Origin of the sequence: Spongiactinospora sp. 9N601, assembly GCF_044326295.1 — a bacterium.
In the GTDB taxonomy this organism is placed as follows: Bacteria; Actinomycetota; Actinomycetes; order Streptosporangiales; family Streptosporangiaceae; genus Spongiactinospora; species Spongiactinospora gelatinilytica.
Map to the genome: position 1 here is coordinate 72894 of NZ_JBIRBB010000017.1, position 17254 is coordinate 90147.

At 69.6% G+C, this 17254-nt stretch carries 17 protein-coding genes and 1 pseudogene; 5 read left to right on the forward strand and 13 right to left on the reverse strand.

Annotation, left to right across the window (positions count from 1 at the left end; all coding sequences use genetic code 11):
* Positions 1–17 precede the first annotated feature (17 nt).
* From ACH34R_RS33720 to ACH34R_RS33730, 3 genes are all read right to left on the reverse strand, one after another.
* On the reverse strand, positions 18–653 hold the full coding sequence (locus ACH34R_RS33720; protein ID WP_397565728.1) for a TetR/AcrR family transcriptional regulator: 636 nt from the start codon (positions 651–653) through the stop codon (positions 18–20).
* 127 nt (positions 654–780) lie between these two features.
* Positions 781–1464, reverse strand: coding sequence for a hypothetical protein (locus ACH34R_RS33725; RefSeq protein WP_397565606.1), 684 nt, complete (start codon positions 1462–1464; stop codon positions 781–783).
* Positions 1451–1624: a hypothetical protein gene (locus ACH34R_RS33730; protein ID WP_397565607.1), complete on the reverse strand. Its 174-nt coding sequence runs from the start codon at positions 1622–1624 to the stop codon at positions 1451–1453. Before ACH34R_RS33730 ends, ACH34R_RS33725 begins: the two co-directional genes overlap by 14 nt.
* Before the next feature lie 728 nt (positions 1625–2352).
* Between ACH34R_RS33730 and ACH34R_RS33735 the strand changes: the two genes are divergently transcribed.
* On the forward strand, positions 2353–3207 hold the full coding sequence (locus ACH34R_RS33735; protein ID WP_397565608.1) for a helix-turn-helix domain-containing protein: 855 nt from the start codon (positions 2353–2355) through the stop codon (positions 3205–3207).
* A gap of 35 nt (positions 3208–3242) precedes the next feature.
* On the forward strand, positions 3243–3449 hold the full coding sequence (locus tag ACH34R_RS33740) for a DUF397 domain-containing protein (RefSeq protein WP_111167627.1): 207 nt from the start codon (positions 3243–3245) through the stop codon (positions 3447–3449).
* An 84-nt stretch (positions 3450–3533) separates the two neighbouring features.
* Here the strand turns inward: ACH34R_RS33740 and ACH34R_RS33745 are convergent, their stop codons facing one another.
* The gene (locus ACH34R_RS33745) at positions 3534–4982 is read right to left on the reverse strand and encodes a catalase (RefSeq protein WP_397565609.1); all 1449 of its coding nucleotides are present in this window, start codon (positions 4980–4982) and stop codon (positions 3534–3536) included.
* Positions 4983–5038: 56 nt separating this feature from the next.
* Positions 5039–5449, reverse strand: a complete 411-nt coding sequence (locus ACH34R_RS33750) for a Fur family transcriptional regulator (RefSeq protein ID WP_397565610.1) — start codon at positions 5447–5449, stop codon at positions 5039–5041.
* A 148-nt stretch (positions 5450–5597) separates the two neighbouring features.
* Here ACH34R_RS33750 and ACH34R_RS33755 point away from each other — a divergent pair, with 148 nt between their 5' ends.
* Together ACH34R_RS33755 and ACH34R_RS33760 are read left to right on the forward strand one after the other, a co-directional pair.
* On the forward strand, positions 5598–6719 hold the full coding sequence (locus ACH34R_RS33755; protein WP_397565611.1) for a CapA family protein: 1122 nt from the start codon (positions 5598–5600) through the stop codon (positions 6717–6719).
* A gap of 115 nt (positions 6720–6834) precedes the next feature.
* Complete coding sequence (locus ACH34R_RS33760; protein WP_397565612.1) at positions 6835–7494, forward strand: TetR family transcriptional regulator; 660 nt, start codon at positions 6835–6837, stop codon at positions 7492–7494.
* A gap of 177 nt (positions 7495–7671) precedes the next feature.
* Here the strand turns inward: ACH34R_RS33760 and ACH34R_RS33765 are convergent, their stop codons facing one another.
* On the reverse strand, positions 7672–8043 hold the full coding sequence (locus ACH34R_RS33765; RefSeq protein WP_397565613.1) for a hypothetical protein: 372 nt from the start codon (positions 8041–8043) through the stop codon (positions 7672–7674).
* A 172-nt stretch (positions 8044–8215) separates the two neighbouring features.
* Here ACH34R_RS33765 and ACH34R_RS33770 point away from each other — a divergent pair, with 172 nt between their 5' ends.
* The gene (locus tag ACH34R_RS33770; RefSeq protein ID WP_397565614.1) at positions 8216–8746 is read left to right on the forward strand and encodes a hypothetical protein; all 531 of its coding nucleotides are present in this window, start codon (positions 8216–8218) and stop codon (positions 8744–8746) included.
* A 292-nt stretch (positions 8747–9038) separates the two neighbouring features.
* On the opposite strand, the gene ACH34R_RS33775 is transcribed toward ACH34R_RS33770, so the two are convergent.
* From ACH34R_RS33775 to ACH34R_RS33805, 7 genes and pseudogenes are all read right to left on the reverse strand, one after another.
* Positions 9039–9746 (reverse strand): hypothetical protein, encoded by a 708-nt coding sequence (locus tag ACH34R_RS33775; protein ID WP_397565615.1) that lies wholly within the window; start codon positions 9744–9746, stop codon positions 9039–9041.
* Between the two features lie 127 nt (positions 9747–9873).
* Positions 9874–12465 carry an ATP-dependent chaperone ClpB gene (gene clpB / locus ACH34R_RS33780; protein WP_397565616.1) on the reverse strand — a complete coding sequence of 864 codons (2592 nt, stop codon included), beginning with the start codon at positions 12463–12465 and terminating at the stop codon, positions 9874–9876.
* 121 nt (positions 12466–12586) lie between these two features.
* Positions 12587–12836: pseudogene (locus tag ACH34R_RS33785) on the reverse strand (heat shock protein transcriptional repressor HspR); the annotation flags it as partial.
* A gap of 4 nt (positions 12837–12840) precedes the next feature.
* Positions 12841–14019: a molecular chaperone DnaJ gene (gene dnaJ, locus ACH34R_RS33790; RefSeq protein ID WP_397565617.1), complete on the reverse strand. Its 1179-nt coding sequence runs from the start codon at positions 14017–14019 to the stop codon at positions 12841–12843.
* A gap of 35 nt (positions 14020–14054) precedes the next feature.
* On the reverse strand, positions 14055–14729 hold the full coding sequence (gene grpE / locus ACH34R_RS33795) for a nucleotide exchange factor GrpE (RefSeq protein WP_397565618.1): 675 nt from the start codon (positions 14727–14729) through the stop codon (positions 14055–14057).
* Between the two features lie 26 nt (positions 14730–14755).
* Entirely contained in the window at positions 14756–16645 is a 1890-nt protein-coding gene (gene dnaK, locus ACH34R_RS33800) for a molecular chaperone DnaK (protein ID WP_397565619.1), read from the reverse strand.
* 137 nt (positions 16646–16782) lie between these two features.
* Complete coding sequence (locus ACH34R_RS33805) at positions 16783–17235, reverse strand: hypothetical protein (protein WP_397565620.1); 453 nt, start codon at positions 17233–17235, stop codon at positions 16783–16785.
* Positions 17236–17254: the final 19 nt, after the last annotated feature.

A 17254-nucleotide genomic window follows, 5' to 3' on the forward strand; every position in this document is an offset into this window, starting at 1 on the left:
TCCCCGGTCACCTTGGGTCACCTCGAACCGCCGGTGACCCCTTCGCGGGGTATGGACAACTGCTTCCAGCCCTCTTCGACCGAGGCCCGGCATCCGTCGGGGTCGTCACCTGCGCCGATGAACAGTGCGGTCAGCATGGCGGCGCCGTCGCCGAGCGTCCGGCGGGGCAGGCAGCCGCCGGTGACCAGGGAGACCAGCCCGTGACCGATGACCCAGCTCTGGGTCGCCAGCCGCCGAGGGTCGGCGTCGGCGCGGAAGCGGCCGGTGTCCCTGCCCCGCCGGGCGGCCTGGACCAGGTGCGCAAGGGCGGCGTCGGCGGCCTGGTGGTCTTCGAGTTCCAGGGTCTCGTCGAACATGATCCGGTACAGGTCGGGGTGGTCGACGGCGTTGCCGATGTAGGCGGCGACCAGGGCGGTCAGGTCGTGTACCGGGTCCGCGGACTCCCGCACCAGCGCGAACCTGTCCGTCAGCCGGGTGAAGCCCTCCTGCCGCAGGGCCTTCCACACGCCGTCCATGCCGCCGAAGTAGGTGTAGACGGCCATCGTGGACACGCAGGTCTGCGACACCAGTGAGCGCAGGGTGATGGGCTCGCGCGTGCGGAGCATGTGGGCGGCCCGCTCGATGATCAACGTGCGGATCGAGGGATCTTTCATCCTGGCCACGGCACCAGAATACATAGCATTGCATTGTTATGGTATGAATTTGCGGGCCCGTGAGGGCCCTGGCGGCCCCGGAGGGTGGTCCTCCGGGGCCGCGGTCGCCCTACCGGCCGATCTGGGCTCAGCCGGTCTGGGGGATGAGCAGTGTCCTCCGCGGATCAGGAGGCTCTTCGATCTCCCGCGGAGAGGCGAGGCCCGGCCCGGTGTCCCGGGAGGAGGGGACGCGCACCCAGTGCCCGCCGTCGAGGCCGGCGGCGGCCGGAGTGCCGGCGGGGGCGCGGCCGTCCCTGCGGACGATCTCGACCGCGACCAGGGCGGCCCGGCGGCGGTGCCGCCACACCAGCACCTGGCGGGCCAGGCAGGCCGCCTCCAGCTCGCCGGAGAATGCCTCGAAGTCCTCCGCGCAGATGCCCGCCCTGGTGACGATGAACGCCCGCTCGCCTTCGGCGGTGGGAGCGATCCACAGCACCAGGGGGATCCGCCCGGAGGTGGTGTGCATCGGGGTCTCCAGGCAGACCCGCTGGATGCGGTGCCGGGAGAACAGGCACCAGAAGTGCGCGCTGACCCAGCCGCGGCCGAAGCGCGTGGCGGCCGGGACCGACACCGCTCCGGTCATCGCCGCCGCGGCCCACCAACTGCCGTTGACGGTGGCGCTCACGGTGAGCGCGAGGACCGCCACCGCCGTGATGAGCAGCGCGAACTCGGTGCGCCAGCGCCAGGCCCGCACCAGCGACGGCGTACGGCCGGCCGCCGGCACCTCGCCGCGCGCGGGGTAGGGGTTGTTCCTCGGGTTACGCCGCGACATTTCCCGGCACCTCCCGCTCTTCCCGGCCGTCACGCGCCGCGAGGGCGTGCAGGCGGTCCGCCTTGAGCCGGTCGAACCTCGGGTCGCGGTAGCGCCGCGAGCCGAAGCCGGTCGTGGTCACCGTCCACCCGATGCGGTGCGCGAACTCGTCTTCTTCCATGCAGAGTTCGCGGTCGGCCCGGCGGATGAGGTCCTGAACCCAAGATTTGATTCGAGCGGTTCCCTTGGTACCGTGAGAGTACATAGGAGGCTTCCTTCGCTTGGACTCGATGCGGAGGCTCTTGTGGACTTACCGGGTCGGTGGCCGCCGACCCGGTTTTCCTTTGCGCCGCTGCGGGCGCGTCATGTGAACGCGGGTCGTGCAGGGTTGATCTGCTGACACTCCCGAGCGCCGTCCGTGGCGCGGTCCAGGACCGCGTTGCGGAGTGCGAGCGGGAGATTACCCCCTTAAAGAGATGGTCTCTCCGGGCCTACTATCACGCAAGTCCCGCCGCAAGGTAAAAAGCAGCAAACTTCTCAAGTTCGGTGCTTCATGCGGTGCATGTGTCGTGCAACTTGCAGGCACACTGCCGGGCGCAGCGGTCGGGGGGAAGCCGTGCGGTCCGCGCGGGCGGCCCGTGAAACGGGCGTGGCTGCGCGGGAATGTGGTGCGCACCCCCGTCTGATGCGCACAGCATACGATGTCATGGCGGTCTACCCGCGGAGCCGGACTTGCAACCCTTATCGGGGGGAACTTCGACACAATCCCCGAAAGATCAAATGCACCATTCTGTGCAAGTTGCATGTACGATAGAGCCCTGCGGGACGCCGGTCAGCCGCCGGTCCCGTTGTTCTGTGGCGATAGACCCAGCGTTACACCACGTACGGCGTCAAAAGGGGGGCCGGGCGGTGCCAGAACGAGCCAGTCCAACCGTCCGTCGGCGCAGGCTCGGTCAGGAGCTTCGCCGGTTGCGCGAGCGGGCCGGTTTCACCGGTGACCACGTCGCCGACGAGCTCGGCTGGTCGGCCTCGAAGGTCAGCAGGATCGAGACCGCCAAGACCATGCCGAAGCGGGCCGACGTGCAGGCCCTCACCGCGTTGTACGAGGCCGGGGAGGCCAAGCAGCGCGAGCTGCTCGACCTGCTGCGGGACGCGTCGAGAAAGGGCTGGTGGGAGGACTACCAGGACGCCCTGCCCCAGGAGTACACGACACTGCTGGGGCTGGAAGAAGAGGCGGCCTTCGAGCGAAGCTGGGAACCCCAGATCGTTCCGGGTCTCTTCCAGACCGAGGAGTACGCTCGCGAGGTCATCCGCGCCACCCAGGCGATCATCAGGCTGCCGCCCGCCGATCTCCGTGCCAGGGTCGAGGCGCGCCTCGCCCGGCAGCGGCTGATCAGCAAGCCGGAGCCGCTGACCACCTGGGTCGTGCTCGACGAGTCGGCGCTGTTGCGCCGGTTCGGTGGGGCGACGGTGATGCGTGAGCAGATCGAAAAGCTGATCGAGGTCAGCCAACTGCCGCACGTTCGCGTGCAGGTGCTCCCTCAGGACGCCCTGCATCCTGTCAATACCAGCTCGTTCATCCACCTGAAATTCCCGGAGTTCCAGGACGTCGTCTACTTGGAGCTGTTGCACAGCGCCCGGTGGGTCGAAGAGCCGGTGCAGGTCTACGGTTACGAACTCGCGTTCGACCACCTGCGCTCAGAGGCCCTTGGCCCGGATGCGTCACGGGAACTCATGGAGAAGATTATCGATCGCTGGAAGTGATCTTCCGGCATGTCAGATAAGAAGGCCGAATAAAAATGTACCCGGTAGACCTTTCCGGCGCTGTCTGGAAGAAGAGTGCCCGGAGCGCGGCCAGCGGGGCCTGCGTCGAGGTCGCCCAGCTTGCGGGCGGGCATGTCGGTGTGCGCGACAGCAAGAACCGATCAGGTCCCGTGCTCGTCTTCACACCCACCGAGTGGGACGCCTTCGTGGGAGGTGTCAGGGACGGCGAGTTCGACCTGTAAGTCAGCTATCTGTATGAAACTGATCTGAAAAACAGGGAAGGACCCCCGGCGTGCCGGGGGTCCTTCTTCGCGGTCAGGGGCGGGTCAGGCCACGCCGAGGCCCTTGGCGACGCTCTCGCCGAGGTTCTTGTGGACGTTGGCCCAGTACTCGACGACCCGCTTCTTGGTGTCGGTGGTCACCTCCGGGGCGGAGGCGTGGGCGACGATGTTGCCTACCATGTGCGCGCGGTCGGTCTCGGACAGCACGTTCTCCCACAGGGCGCGCGGCTGGACGTAGTCGTCGTCCTCCGCGTGCCTGCAGTACGCGCTGCGGACGATGTCGCCGGTCAGGTGGTAGTCCTCGCCCGCGTACAGCGACGGGTCGGCGACCGGGCCGTTCAGGGAGTTGGGCGCGTACACCGGGTCGCCGCCGTTGGCGAAGCGCATCGAGCCGTCACGGTTGTAGCTGTGCACCGGCACCTTCGGCGCGTTGACCGGAAGCTGCTGGTAGTTGGCGCCGATGCGGTAGCGGTGGGTGTCGGGGTAGGAGAACAGCCGGCCCTGGAGCATCTTGTCCGGGGAGGCCCCGACACCGGGCACGAGGTTGGAGGGCTCGAAACCGGACTGCTCGACCTCGGCGAAGTAGTTCACCGGGTTGCGGTTCAGGGTGAACCGGCCGATCGTGATCTCCGGGTAGTCGACGTGCGGCCACACCTTGGTCAGGTCGAACGGGTTGAACCGGTAGTCGGCCGCCGCCTCGAACGGCATGATCTGCACGTTGACCGTCCACGACGGGTGGTCACCACGGGCGATCGCAGTGTGCAGGTCGCGGATGTGGTGGTCGGGGTCGGTGGCGGCGATGGCCTTGGCCTCGGCGTCGGTGAGGTTCTCGATGCCCTGCTCGGTCTTGAAGTGGTACTTCACCCAGAACTTCTCGCCCGCCGCGTTGTACCACAGGAAGGTGTGCGACCCGAAGCCGTGCATGTTGCGCCAGGTCTTCGGGGTGCCCCGGTCGGTCATCAGGAAGCTGACCTGGTGGGCCGACTCGGGGGAGAGGGTCCAGAAGTCCCACTGCATGTTGTTGTCGTGCAGGTGGTTGTCCGCGCGCCGTTTCTGGCTGTGGATGAAGTCGGAGAACTTCTGCGGGTCGCGGATGAAGAAGATCGGCGTGTTGTTGCCGACGATGTCGTAGTTGCCGTGCTCGGTATAGAACTTGATGGCGAAACCGCGCGGGTCGCGGGCGGTGTCGGCGCTGCCCAGCTCTCCCGCCACGGTGGAGAAGCGCAGGAAGAGCTCGGTCTCCTTGCCCTTCTGGAACAGGTCGGCCTTGGTGTACTGGCTCACGTCCTCGGTGATCCGCATGACGCCGTAGGCGCCGCCGCCCTTGGCGTGGACGACGCGCTCGGGGACCCGCTCCCGGTTGAAGTGGGCCATCTTCTGGATCAGGTAGTGGTCCTGCAGCAGCAAGGGGCCGTTCGGCCCGACGGAGAGCGAGAATTCGTCGCTCGGGGCGGGGATGCCCGCGTCCGTGGTGGAAGTCGGCCGGTTGCTCATTGAAGCGGTCCTCCGGATCGTTGCTTACGGAGTACGGCTACCGCCTTGGAACTCCGCTAATTACCTCGACATCTGGGGCAAATGCCCCAGAACGTAATGTCCGCCTCGTCGACCAGGTAGCCGGCGGCGTCCACGGGGTCCAGGCAGGGTGCCTGCCCGGCCACGCAGTCGACGTCGGTCATCGCCCCGCAACGCCGGCAGACGAGGTGGTGGTGGTTGTCGCCCACCCGCCCCTCGTAGCGGGCCGGGCTGCCCATCGGCTCGATCTTGCGAACCAGCCCGGCGCCGTGCAGCGCGGCCAACGAGTCGTAGACGGCTTGAAGGGAGACCCGCCCGACGCGCTCGTGGACCCGCTGATGGATGGCGTCCACGTCGAGGTGGTCGCCATCGCGCACGGTCTGCATGATCGCGAGTCGCGCCGCGGTCACCCGCAGCCCGGCGTCGCGTAGCCGGTCGGCATCACCCATGCCACGACCCTACGTTGTAAACCAGAATGATTCAAGTCTTTGAGTCTTCCAAGTAAGCGGTCGCGAGCAGGTGGCGTCATGTCCGGGACCAGGGCTTATGCAGTGATTGGTGCCGCATGTCGGCTAGAGGTGGCATGCTCGGTTAGTCATGAAGAGGTTCCCCCTTCCCCCGGCCCTCCGGCGCGCCCGCGCCCTCGTCGCGGTCACCGCGGCGGCGGCGCTGCTGACGGTGGCGTGTTCGGCGGGCGAGAAAGAGCCGGAGAAGCGCGCGGCGGAGAATTCCGCGGAGCCGAGCCCTCCGGCGAAGACGACGAAGCCGAAGCCGGAGCGCCGGCCGTACACCATCTCGTTCGGCGGCGACGTCCACTTCGAGGGCGTACTGCGGGCGCGGCTCGACGCGAACCCGCGGACCGCGCTCGGCCCGATCGCCTCGGTGCTGAAGAAGGCCGACCTGGCGATGGTCAACCTGGAGACCGCGATCACCACCGCGGGCACGCCCGCGCCCGGCAAGCAGTACACCTTCCGCGCGCCGCCCACGGCGTTCACCGCGCTCAAGGCGGCCGGGGTGGACGTGGCGTCGATGGCCAACAACCACGGCATGGACTACATGCAAAGCGGCCTGCGCGACTCGCTGGCGGCGATCAGGAAGTCCCGCTTCCCGATCGTCGGGGTCGGCAAGGACGACGCCCAGGCGTACAAGCCGTACCGGACGACGGTCAACGGCAACCGGGTGGCGATCATCGGGGCCACCCAGGTGCTGGACGCGGAGTTCATCCAGTCCTGGACGGCGACGTCCGAGCAGGGCGGCCTGGCCTCCGCCAAGAACGAGGACCGGCTGATCCAGGCGGTCCGCGCGGCCAGGAAGAACTCCGACACCGTGATCGTCCACCTGCACTGGGGCACCGAGCTGCAAAAGTGCCCGAACCCGGCGCAGCGCTCACTGGCCCCGCGCCTCGTCGCGGCCGGCGCGGACGTGATCGTCGGCGGGCACGCGCACATCCTGCTGGGCGGCGGCTACCTCAAGGGCGCCTACGTCAACTACGGGATGGGCAACTTCGTCTTCTACAACTCCGGCCCGGAGACCGGCAAGACCGGCGTGCTCACCCTGACCATCCAGGGCCGGAAGGTCCTCAAGGACCAGTGGACGCCCGCCCGCATCAACGGCGGCGTCCCGGTGCCGCTCACCGGGGCCGCGCGCAAGCAGGCGGTCGCGGAGTGGCGGGGGCTGCGCTCCTGCACCGGCCTGTCGGCGGACGGGGGCGACCGATGACGGCGCGGGCGGCGGACGTGGGCCTTGTCGCCATACCGGATCAACAGGCCACTCAGCGTGAGCAAATGTGCCGTTAGCCTGAACGACCAGGGGGTCAGCGGGCAAGATGGAGGGCGTGTCCATCTTGCCTGTGGAAGACACCGATCTCGGCATGGAGCCCATGCCCCTCCGCCGTCGGCCCGCCCAGCGCCGCAGCGCACGCCGGGTCGAGCGGATGCTCGACGCCTGCGCCGAACTCCTCGACGAGCTCGGCTACGAGGCGCTCTCCACCACCCGGATCGCCGAGCGCGCCGGGGTCGCGATCGGGTCGATCTACCAGTTCTTCCCCGACAAACGGGCCATCGCCCAGGCGGTGACCAGGCGCAACGTCGAGCTGTTCGCCGCCCGCGTGGGCCGCAGGTTCCTCTCGGCGGAGTTCGAGGGCTGGTGGGACGCGGTGGACGCGATCATCGACGAGTACGTCGACATGCACCGGCGGGTGCGGGGCTTCCGCTCCCTGCACTTCGCCGACGTCATCGAGCTCAACCTGCTCGACTCGGTGGCCGACAACAACACGGTCATCGCGGGGCGGCTGCGCGGGCTGCTGCTCCAGGAGTTCGGCCTGGCCGACAGCGAGGAGCTCGACCAGGCCATGCTGGTCGCCATCGAGGCGGGCGACGCCGTACTCAAACTCGCCTTCCGCCGCGCCCCCCAGGGCGACCCCCAGTTCGTCGCCGAGGCCAAATCCTTGATCAGAGGCTACCTCTCCAGCCACCTTCCCCCCGGCCGCCCCTGACGGGCTCGGCGGGGTGCGGCCCGCACCGGCTGCGTGGTGTCCGCCGGTGTGGTGGGTCGGAGACCGGGTCTTGCGTACCGCCCCGGCGGCCGGAGCTGCATCCGCTGCGGACCAACGACACCAAGGCGATCCTCGTCGGCATGGCCCTCTAGGCGATCGCCCTGCATCGGCGTCCGGTCACCCGTCGGCTCGATCGGGGAATCCGCTGCCGCGCGGTTCTCGAGCCGCCGGCTCTGACCGGCTCGGCCCGGCTTCGGCCCGTGGGGCGGCGGCTTCGCGGTGGCCGTCGGGGTGGCGGGTTCGGGGCGGGATCCTGCAGACCGGTGCGGAGTCGGTGGACCGGCCGTCGGCCCGGCCGGGGGCAAGGCCGGTGGCGTGGTCTCTGCGGTCGTGGCGGGGGAGCAGGTCGGCCTCCAGGATCCGCAGGTCGCGTTCGGCGGCGCGGACGGCTTCCAGCCTGCCGGTCAGATAGCCGGCCGCGCCGGGTACGGCGGCGGCGAACACCAGCCCGAAGGACACTGCGAAGATCGTCTGCCTGGAAACGTTCATCGCGACCTCCCACCGCTCGGGCAGTGATGTTGTGCCCAGATGTCGCGATTAACACGCCGCAGTGTAGTGAATTATATGCCGTCCGTTACCGAAGGATGGCGGGGCTCGCCGTAGCGAGGCAACAGCGGCTAATGTTCCGGCAAATCCGGGCGGCGGTCGATAGTCTCTCGCTGTGGCACATGTGACACGTGAGCACCTTGATCGGCTGCTTGAGCAGGGGCTGCTGGCCGACGACCACGTCCCGACGGCCAAGCGACTCGACTCCCTGGCGGCGAGTTATGTGTCCGGCGACGTGTCCCGGGCGGCGATCTTCGTGCTGGCGGCGGAGGAATGGCGGCAGGCCGGGCAGCCGGCCCGCGCGCTGGAGTGTTTCCAGCGTGCGATGGAAGACGGCGGGGAGGTGAGCGTCGATCCGCGTGCCGGGATCGCCGACACGCTGTTCGAGCTGGACCGGCCCGCCGAGGGCAAGGAGATGATCGAGGCGATCCGTGCCGAGGGCGGTGTGACACCGGCGACCTGTCTCAACATCACCGAGACGCTGATCGCGTACGGCGAGCTGCGTGCGGCCCACGAGTGGGCCACGGAGGGCGCGCTGGCCAGCCCGGAGAGCAGCGGCGAACGAGCAGCCCTCCTCCGCGCCCGCTACCGCATCCGCATCGACCTGGGCCTCCCCGAAGACGAACTCGACGCCCTCGTCACCTGACGGCTGCCCATCGCGCACTCGGTGCCGTACGCGGCACCTGGGGCGGGCTGAGGCGTTGGTGCCTCGCTCCGCCTCTGTGCCCGGTCTGGCGCGCTGGTCCTTCGTGCGGGGTGGGGTACGGCATGCCCGGTAGGCGCCGCCTCGCCGTTGCCCCTTGCGCCCTGGTGTCCGGTGTTTCGCGGGCGTTGTGGTTGTTCGCCGTACTTCGCATGGGTTGCTGTGTGCCTCCGAGCGAAGCGAGGCTGATGGGGCGGGGGGAGGGGTGGGGCCGGGAGGGCGGCCCCGGGTGGGGTCATTGCGGGGCGAGGCCGTGGGTGAGGTCGGTGAGTGGGACGTCGTTGACGCTGATCGGGATGGGGAGCGGCAGCGGGTTCGTGGCCGGTTGCTGGGGAGCAGGGCGGTGGCGCTTGGTGGTGTGCCTGGCCGGGCCGCTCCTCTTCCTGGTGGTGGGCGGGTCGGCGGCGTGATCGAGGCGGGCGGCCGAGCCGTGCAGGCCGCCCAGGCCGATCGGCGCGCCCCGGCCGGTGAGGGAGCCGAGGGCGGGGGCCGTCGGGAGGTCCGGGAGCAGGCCGCCGGAGTCGGCGGGTGGGCCGCCGAGGGCGTCGGGGCGGCCGGACCGGGCGGACAGGCCGGGCAAGCCGGACTGGGTGGGCCGGGTGGTGGTGCGCAGGCCCGTTCTGGGCAGGCCCGGAAGGCCGACGCCGCCGGTGCCCGCGAGCGCGCCGCCCGGGTCGGCGATGCCGGTCACCGGGGTGGCGGGCACGAGCCCGTCGAGCCCCCGCAGGCCGGTGGCCTGCTTGACCGCGTAACCGGCGTAGGCCGGGTTGAGCGAGCCGGCGGAGTCGACGACCGGGACGCCCGTACCGAGCCCGCACACCGGCCGCTGGCCGGTCGCGGTCTTGACCAGTGGCAGTCCGCCCCGGCCCGGACAGTGGGCGGCGACCGCCGGCATGACGGCCGTGCAGGTCAGCCCGGCGGCCATGGTGGCAGCCGCGAGCATCGCCCCGAATTTGCGTGTGTTCGACATACACGTCCCCCTGATCGTGTTCGGTCGACAGCGATGGCCGAAGTTATCGCCGTTCCGGACCCGACCAGGGGGCCTTAACCCAAAGGTGGTCAACTACTTACTACGGCACAGGCGACCGCCGGGCCTCGATGGACAGTGTGTCGCCCGCCTCGTCCAGGTCCACGACGACCTCGTCGCCGTCCTGGATCTCGCCGGACAGCACCTTCTTGGCCAGCCGGTCGCCGATCGCCGACTGCACCAGCCGGCGCAGCGGACGCGCGCCGTACAGCGGGTCGTAGCCGGTCAGCGCGAGCCAGTCGCGGGCCCCCGGGGTGACCGTGAGGGTCAGCCTGCGGTCGGCCAGGCGGCGGGCCAGCCGCACGGCCTGGAGGTCCACGATCCGGCTCAGCTCCTCCGAGCCGAGGGCGTCGAACAGGATGATGTCGTCCAGCCGGTTGATGAACTCGGGCTTGAACGACGCGCGGACCGCGTTCAACACCGCGTCGCGCTTGGCGCCGTTCTCCAGCGTCGGATCCACCAGGTACTGCGACCCGATGTTGGAGGTCATGATCAGGATGGTGTTGCGGAAGTCGACCGTGCGGCCCTGCCCGTCGGTCAGCCGTCCGTCGTCGAGCACCTGGAGCAGGATGTCGAAGACCTCGGTGTGCGCCTTCTCCACCTCGTCCAGCAGCACGACCGTGTACGGCCTGCGCCGGACCGCCTCGGTGAGCTGGCCGCCCTCCTCATACCCCACATAGCCGGGCGGCGCGCCGACCAGCCGGGCCACCGCGTGCTTTTCGGAGTACTCGCTCATGTCGATCCGGGTCATCGCCCGCTCGTCGTCGAACAGGAACTCCGCCAGCGCCTTGGCCAGCTCGGTCTTGCCCACGCCCGTCGGCCCGAGGAACAGGAACGACCCGGTGGGCCGGTCGGGGTCGGAGATGCCGGCGCGCGCCCGCCGTACCGCGTCGGACACGGCCTGGACGGCCGGGGCCTGGCCGATGAGCCGCTTGCCCAGCTCGTCTTCCATACGCAGCAGTTTGGCCGTCTCGCCCTCCAGCAGCCGCCCGGCGGGGATGCCGGTCCACGACGAGATGACCTGGGCGATGTCGTCCGGCCCGACCTCCTCCTTGACCATGGCGTCTTCCGGCTGCGCCTGGGCGACGGCGGCCTGGAGCTCCTTCTCCAGCCGGGGCACCTCGGCGTACATGAGCCGGGACGCCGCCTCGAAGTCGCCGTCCCGCTGCGCCCGCTCGGCGGCCCCCCTGGCCTCGTCGAGCTGCTTCTTCAGGTCGCCGACGTGGTTGAGCCCGGCCTTCTCCCGCTCCCAGCGGCCGACCAGGCCGTTGAGCTCCTCCTGGCGGTCAGCAAGGTCTTTGCGTAGTTTGTCCAGCCGGGCGCGGGAGGCCTCGTCGGTCTCCTTGGCGAGCGCCATCTCCTCCATCTTCATCCGGTCGACCGCGCGCTGTAGCTCGTCGATCTCGACCGGACGCGAGTCGATCTCCATCCGCAGCCGGGAGGCGGCCTCGTCCACCAGGTCGATGGCCTTGTCGGGGAGGAACCTGGCGGTGATGTAGCGGTCGGACAGCGCGGCGGCGGCGACCAGCGCGCTGTCGGCGATCTGCACCTGGTGGTGGGCCTCGTAGCGGCCCTTGAGCCCGCGCAGGATCGCGATGGTGTCCTCCACGCTCGGCTCGCCCACGTAGACCTGCTGGAAACGGCGTTCCAGCGCCGGGTCCTTCTCGATCCGCTCGCGGTACTCGTCGAGCGTGGTCGCGCCGATCATGCGCAGTTCACCGCGGGCCAGCATCGGCTTGAGCATGTTGCCCGCGTCCATCGAGCCCTCGGCGGCCCCCGCGCCGACCACGGTGTGCAGTTCGTCGATGAACGTGACGACCTGGCCGTCGCTCTCCTTGATCTCGGCGAGCACGGCCTTCAGCCGTTCCTCGAACTCACCGCGGAACTTCGCGCCCGCCACCATGGCGCTCAGGTCGAGGGAGACCAGCCGCTTGTTGCGCAGGCTCTCCGGCACGTCGCCGGCCACGATGCGCTGCGCCAGGCCCTCCACGACGGCGGTCTTGCCGACGCCCGGCTCGCCGATCAGCACCGGGTTGTTCTTCGTCCGGCGGGAGAGGACCTGGACCACCCGGCGGATCTCGGCGTCGCGGCCGATCACCGGGTCGAGCCGCCCGGACCTGGCCCGCTCGGTGAGGTCGACGCCGTACTTCTCCAGCGCCTGGTAGGTGTCCTCCGGGGTCTCACTGGTGACCCTGGCGTGCCCGCGGACCTTCTCGAACGCGTCGAGCAGCGCCGCCGCCGTCGCCCCCTGCGACTTCAGCAGCTCCGCGATCGGCCCGCCGTCCGCGGCCAGGCCGACCAGCAGGTGCTCGGTCGAGACGTATTCGTCCTCAAGCTGCTTGGCCCGCGCCGCGGCGGTGTTGAGCACCACCAGCAGCGCCCGGGAGGTGGTCGGCGCGCTGACCGTCGCGCCCTGGGCCTTGGGCAGGCCCTCAAGCTGTTGCTCGGCGGCGGTGCGCAGCTTCTTCCAGTCGGCGCCGACGGCCTCCAGCAGCGGCACCGCCGTGCCGCCGCTCTGCGCCAGCAGCGCGGTGAACAGGTGGGCCGGCGCGACCTCCGGATTGCCCTCCGTCGCCGCTCTGCGAATGGAGGCGGAGATCGCCTCCTGGCTCTTTCTGGTGAGCTTGTAGTCCATCTGCCAATCCCCCCGGGAAATGGTCACGCCGGCGGCAGTTCGTACCGGATCAGCGCACGGATCATGGACAGCTCCGCGCGCAGCCGCTCCAGCTCGGCACGCATGCGGAGGTTGTCGTTCTCCAGTTGCAGGATTCGCTTGATGCCCGCGAGGTTGATGCCCTCTTCCTGAGAAAGCCGCTGGACCTCGCGGAGCATCAGAATGTCGCGCGTGGAGTAGAGGCGCCCGCGGCCCGCCGTACGGCCGGGGCTGACCAGGCCCAGACGGTCGTACTGGCGCAGTGTCTGCGGATGCAGCCCGGAAAGCTGGGCGGCGACCGAGATCACGTAGACCGGCGTCTCATCTGACAGGTGGAAGAAGTCGGCATCCATGAGATCACTCGCTTCTGGCCAGCTCGATCAGCTCCGCGCGTGGGTCGGCCTCGGCCGTGGCGTTCTTGAACTCACTGAGCAGGTCGCGCGCCTTGTCGTCGAGGCGCTGTGGCACCGCGACCTCGACGGTGACCAGCATGTCGCCCTTGGTGCCGTCCTTGCGGGCCACGCCGCGCCCGCGCACCCGGAACGTCCGCCCGTTGGGCGTGCCCTCCGGGATGCGGACGGTGACCGGCATGCCCTTGAGGGTCGGCACCTTGATCTCCGCGCCGAGCGCCGCCTCCGCGAAGGTCACCGGGACGGTGATGGTCAGGTTCTCGCCCGAGCGGCCGAACACCGGGTGTGGCTTGACATGGATCTGGACGTAGAGGTCGCCGGCCGGCCCGCCGTTCTCACCGGGGGCGCCCTTGGCCTTCAGCCGGATGCGCTGGTTGTCGCCGACGCCGGCCGGGATGCGCGCCTGGATGGTGCGCGTGCTCCGGCCGCGCCCGCTGCCCTCGCAGACCGGGCAGGGGTCGTCCACCAGCAGGCCCCTGCCGCGGCAGTCGCGGCAGGGCTCGGAGAAGGCGAAGTTGCCCAGGTTGCGGCTGGCCGCGCCGGTGCCCTCGCAGGTCGGGCAGACCCGCGGGGTGGTACCGGCCTTCGCGCCGGTGCCCGAACAGGCCGCGCACGCCGAGGAGCTGGTGAGCCGCAGCGAGACCGTGCTGCCCTCCGCCGCCTCGGTGAACGACAGGGTGACCTCCGACTCGATGTCCTGGCCGCGCCGGGGACGGGTGGTGGACGCGGTGGTCCGCCCGCCCCGGTTGAACAGGCCGCCGAAGATGTCACCGATGCGCTCGCCGGTGCCGCCCCCGGACTGCGCCCCCCCGAACAGGTCGCCGAAGTCGAACGGGAACCCGCCCCGCCCGGACCCCGCGCCCCCCTGGTAGCCGCCCAGGCCGCCGGAGCCGAACAGCGTCCGCGCGTCGTCGTACTCCTTGCGGCGCTTGGTGTCGGACAGGACGTCGTAGGCTTCCGAGACCTCCTTGAACTTGGCCTCGGTCTTGGTGTCGCCCTGGTTGGCGTCCGGGTGGTACTGCCTGGCCAGCTTGCGGTATGCCTTCTTGATCTCCTCGGCCGTGGCGGTCTTCGGCACACCAAGGACGGCGTAGTAATCCTTCTCCAAGTAGTCCTTGGTGCTCATCTATGTCGTCCTTAGCACTAGGAGGGGTTGAGCTGTCAGTTGTCGTCGGATCCGGAGCCGGGCCTGCCCGCCTCCGGGTCGGCCGGGGCCTCCGCCTCGGCGGCGGCCTCCCCCTCGGCTGCGGCCGGCTCGGCCGGCTCGGCCACCGCCACCCGGGCGGGGCGGATCACCCGCTCACCCATCCGGTAGCCGGGCTGGAAGATCTCCACGCAGCTCGGCTCCGTGACGTCCGGCGAGTAGCTGTGCATCAGCGCCTCGTGGACGGTCGGGTCGAACGGGTCGCCCTTGGCGCCGAAGGCCGACAGCCCCAGCTTGGTGAGCACCCCTTCCAGCGACTCGGCGACCTTGGCGAAACCGCCGGTCAGCTCGCCGTGCTCGCGTGCCCGGCCGATGTCGTCGAGCACCGGCAGCAGCTCGGCCAGCGCCGCCGCGGTGGCCTGCTCGCGCACCGCGACCCTGTCGCGCTCCACCCGCTTGCGGTAGTTGGAGTATTCGGCCTGGAGCCGCTGAAGATCTCTGGTGCGCTCGGCAAGATCGTCGGCGATGTCGCCGCCCGGTGCGGCGGCACCGTCGGCCGGCGCCGCCTGCGGGGGCGCCTGCTCGTCGGCGCCGCCCGCGGCCGTCTCGCGTGCCTTACCCGTCTCCGGGTCGATCTTGCGCTTGTCGCGGATCACCGGCTCCTGGTCGGGCCCGTTCTCACGCGTGTTCACGGATCGCTCCCCTCGCCACAGCGGTGTCACTGGTCTCGCTTGGGCTGCTGGTCCTTGGGCTCGTCATCGACGATCTCGGCCTCGACCACGTCGTCGTCGGCCTTGCCCGAGGGACCGCCGCCGGGAGCGCCGTCCGGGCCGGGCTGAGCGCCGTCGCCGCCCTGGGCCTGCTGCTGGGCGTAGATCGCCGAGCCCATCTTCTGGCTGACCGTCGCGAGCTTCTCCGCCGCGGCGCGGATCACCGCCGTGTCGGTGCCCTCAAGGGCCTTCTTCAGCTCCGCGAGCGAGTCGTTGACCTCGGTCTTGACGTCGCCGGGGACCTTGTCGTCGTTCTCCCGCAGGAACTTCTCGGTCTGGTAGGCCAGCGCGTCGGCGTTGTTGCGGGTCTCGGCCTCGTCGCGGCGGGCCTTGTCCTCTTCGGCGTAGGACTCGGCCTCGCGCATCATGCGCTCGATGTCGTCCTTGGGCAGCGCGGAGCCGCCGGTGATGGTCATCGACTGGGCGCGGCCGGTGCCGAGGTCCTTCGCCGAGACGTTGACGATGCCGTTGGCGTCGATGTCGAAGGTGACCTCGATCTGCGGGATGCCGCGCGGCGCGGGCGCGATGCCGGTCAGCTCGAACGTGGCGAGCTTCTTGTTGTAGGCCGCGATCTCCCGCTCGCCCTGGTAGACCTGGATGCCCACGGACGGCTGGTTGTCCTCGGCGGTGGTGAACACCTCCGAGCGCTTGGTCGGGATCGTCGTGTTGCGCTCGATGATCTTGGTGAAGATGCCGCCCTTGGTTTCGATGCCCAGGGACAGCGGGGTGACGTCGAGCAGCAGGACGTCCTTGACCTCGCCCTTGAGCACGCCCGCCTGGAGGGCCGCGCCGATCGCGACGACCTCGTCCGGGTTGACGCCCTTGTTGGGCTCCTGGCCGCCGGTCAGCTCCTTGACCAGGTCGCTCACCGCGGGCATGCGGGTCGAGCCGCCGACCATGACCACGTGGTCGATGTCGGCGACCTTGATCCCGGCGTCCTTGATGACCTGCTGGAACGGGCCCTTGCAGCGCTCAAGGAGGTCGGTGGTCAGGCGCTGGAACTCCGCGCGGGTGAGCTTCTCGTCCAGGTGCAGCGGGCCCTCGGCGGATGCCGTGATGTAGGGCAGGTTGATCGAGGTCTCGGCCTGGCTGGACAGCTCGATCTTGGCCTTCTCCGCGGCCTCGCGCAGCCGCTGCAGGGCCATCTTGTCCTTGCCCAGGTCGACGCCGTGCGCGTTCTTGAACCGGCTCACCAGCTCGTCCACGACCCGCTGGTCCCAGTCGTCGCCGCCCAGGTGGTTGTCACCGCTGGTGGCCTTGACCTCGACGAAACCGTGGCCGTCCTCCTGGCCGACGTCGAGCAGGGACACGTCGAAGGTGCCGCCGCCGAGGTCGAAGACCAGGATGGTCTGGTCCTTCTCCTTGTCCAGGCCATAGGCCAGCGCGGCGGAGGTGGGCTCGTTGATGATCCGCAGGACGTTGAGCCCCGCGATCGTGCCGGCCTCCTTGGTGGCCTGGCGCTGGGCGTCGCTGAAGTAGGCCGGAACGGTGATCACCGCGTCGGTGATCTTCTCGCTGAGGTACGCCTCGGCGTCGGTCTTCAACTTCTGCAGGATGAAGGCGCTGATCTGCTGGGGCGTGAAGTTCTTGCCGTCGATCTCGATCGACCAGTCGGTGCCCATGTGGCGCTTGACCGACCGGATCGTCCGCTCGACGTTGGTGACGGCCTGCCGCTTGGCGACCTCACCCACCAGGACCTCGCCGTTCTTGGCGAACGCGACCACGGACGGGGTGGTCCGCGAGCCCTGCGCGTTGGCGATGACGGTGGGCTCACCGCCCTCAAGGATCGAGACGACGGAGTTGGTCGTCCCCAGGTCGATACCTACCGCACGTGCCATGAGTACGTCCTTGTAGTCAAAGTTGAGTCGGTTCGACTCATACTGATGCTTACGTTGGCTCTTTGTCAAACGACTTGAGCCTACCGGACTCAACTCATGTGCGCGCAGCCGCATTCCCGCCGATCAGCCAGAACTCCTCATCTGGCGCCGTCCACGACCTTCCGGTCGCCCAGCGGGGCCTTCAGCGTGACCGTCGTGGTCTTCTGCACCGCGATCTCGATGCACGCGACGTTCTGGGCGTCGCGGGCGGGCCCTTCGTAGATGGTCGCCTTCACCTCCGCCGCGCTCTCGTCGACCTCGACCCGGTCGAGCGTACGGCAGGGCTCCACGCCGGACCACCACACCAGCCGCAGGCGCTCGCCGCCCGCCTCGGGGGTCGCGCTGATCCACGGCACCGGGCGCGGATCGATCGTGTCGCCCTTGGGCTCGACCGGCTCGGGGGAGCCGGGGCCCGGAATCGACGGGGTGGTGGTCACGGTCTGGGTCACGGTTTTGTCAGTGGGGGTGGCGGAATCCGCGCCGGGGCCGCGATCGGCCCCGCAGCCGAGGGCGAACAGCACGCATCCCGCCACCATCGTCGCCGTCATCATCCGCATACCCTTTCAACGA

Excerpts from the sequence above, each read along its gene's own strand:
- ACH34R_RS33720 (WP_397565728.1), bottom strand. The coding sequence starts at position 653 with ATGAAAGATCCCTCGATCCGCACGTTGATCATCGAGCGGGCCGCCCAC.
- ACH34R_RS33725 (WP_397565606.1), bottom strand. The coding sequence starts at position 1,464 with ATGTCGCGGCGTAACCCGAGGAACAACCCCTACCCCGCGCGCGGCGAG.
- ACH34R_RS33730 (WP_397565607.1), bottom strand. The coding sequence starts at position 1,624 with ATGGAAGAAGACGAGTTCGCGCACCGCATCGGGTGGACGGTGACCACG.
- ACH34R_RS33740 (WP_111167627.1), top strand. The coding sequence starts at position 3,243 with ATGTACCCGGTAGACCTTTCCGGCGCTGTCTGGAAGAAGAGTGCCCGG.
- ACH34R_RS33745 (WP_397565609.1), bottom strand. The coding sequence starts at position 4,982 with ATGAGCAACCGGCCGACTTCCACCACGGACGCGGGCATCCCCGCCCCG.
- ACH34R_RS33750 (WP_397565610.1), bottom strand. The coding sequence starts at position 5,449 with ATGGGTGATGCCGACCGGCTACGCGACGCCGGGCTGCGGGTGACCGCG.
- ACH34R_RS33755 (WP_397565611.1), top strand. The coding sequence starts at position 5,598 with ATGAAGAGGTTCCCCCTTCCCCCGGCCCTCCGGCGCGCCCGCGCCCTC.
- ACH34R_RS33765 (WP_397565613.1), bottom strand. The coding sequence starts at position 8,043 with ATGAACGTTTCCAGGCAGACGATCTTCGCAGTGTCCTTCGGGCTGGTG.
- ACH34R_RS33775 (WP_397565615.1), bottom strand. The coding sequence starts at position 9,746 with ATGCTCGCGGCTGCCACCATGGCCGCCGGGCTGACCTGCACGGCCGTC.
- clpB (WP_397565616.1), bottom strand. The coding sequence starts at position 12,465 with ATGGACTACAAGCTCACCAGAAAGAGCCAGGAGGCGATCTCCGCCTCC.
- dnaJ (WP_397565617.1), bottom strand. The coding sequence starts at position 14,019 with ATGAGCACCAAGGACTACTTGGAGAAGGATTACTACGCCGTCCTTGGT.
- dnaK (WP_397565619.1), bottom strand. The coding sequence starts at position 16,645 with ATGGCACGTGCGGTAGGTATCGACCTGGGGACGACCAACTCCGTCGTC.
- ACH34R_RS33805 (WP_397565620.1), bottom strand. The coding sequence starts at position 17,235 with ATGATGACGGCGACGATGGTGGCGGGATGCGTGCTGTTCGCCCTCGGC.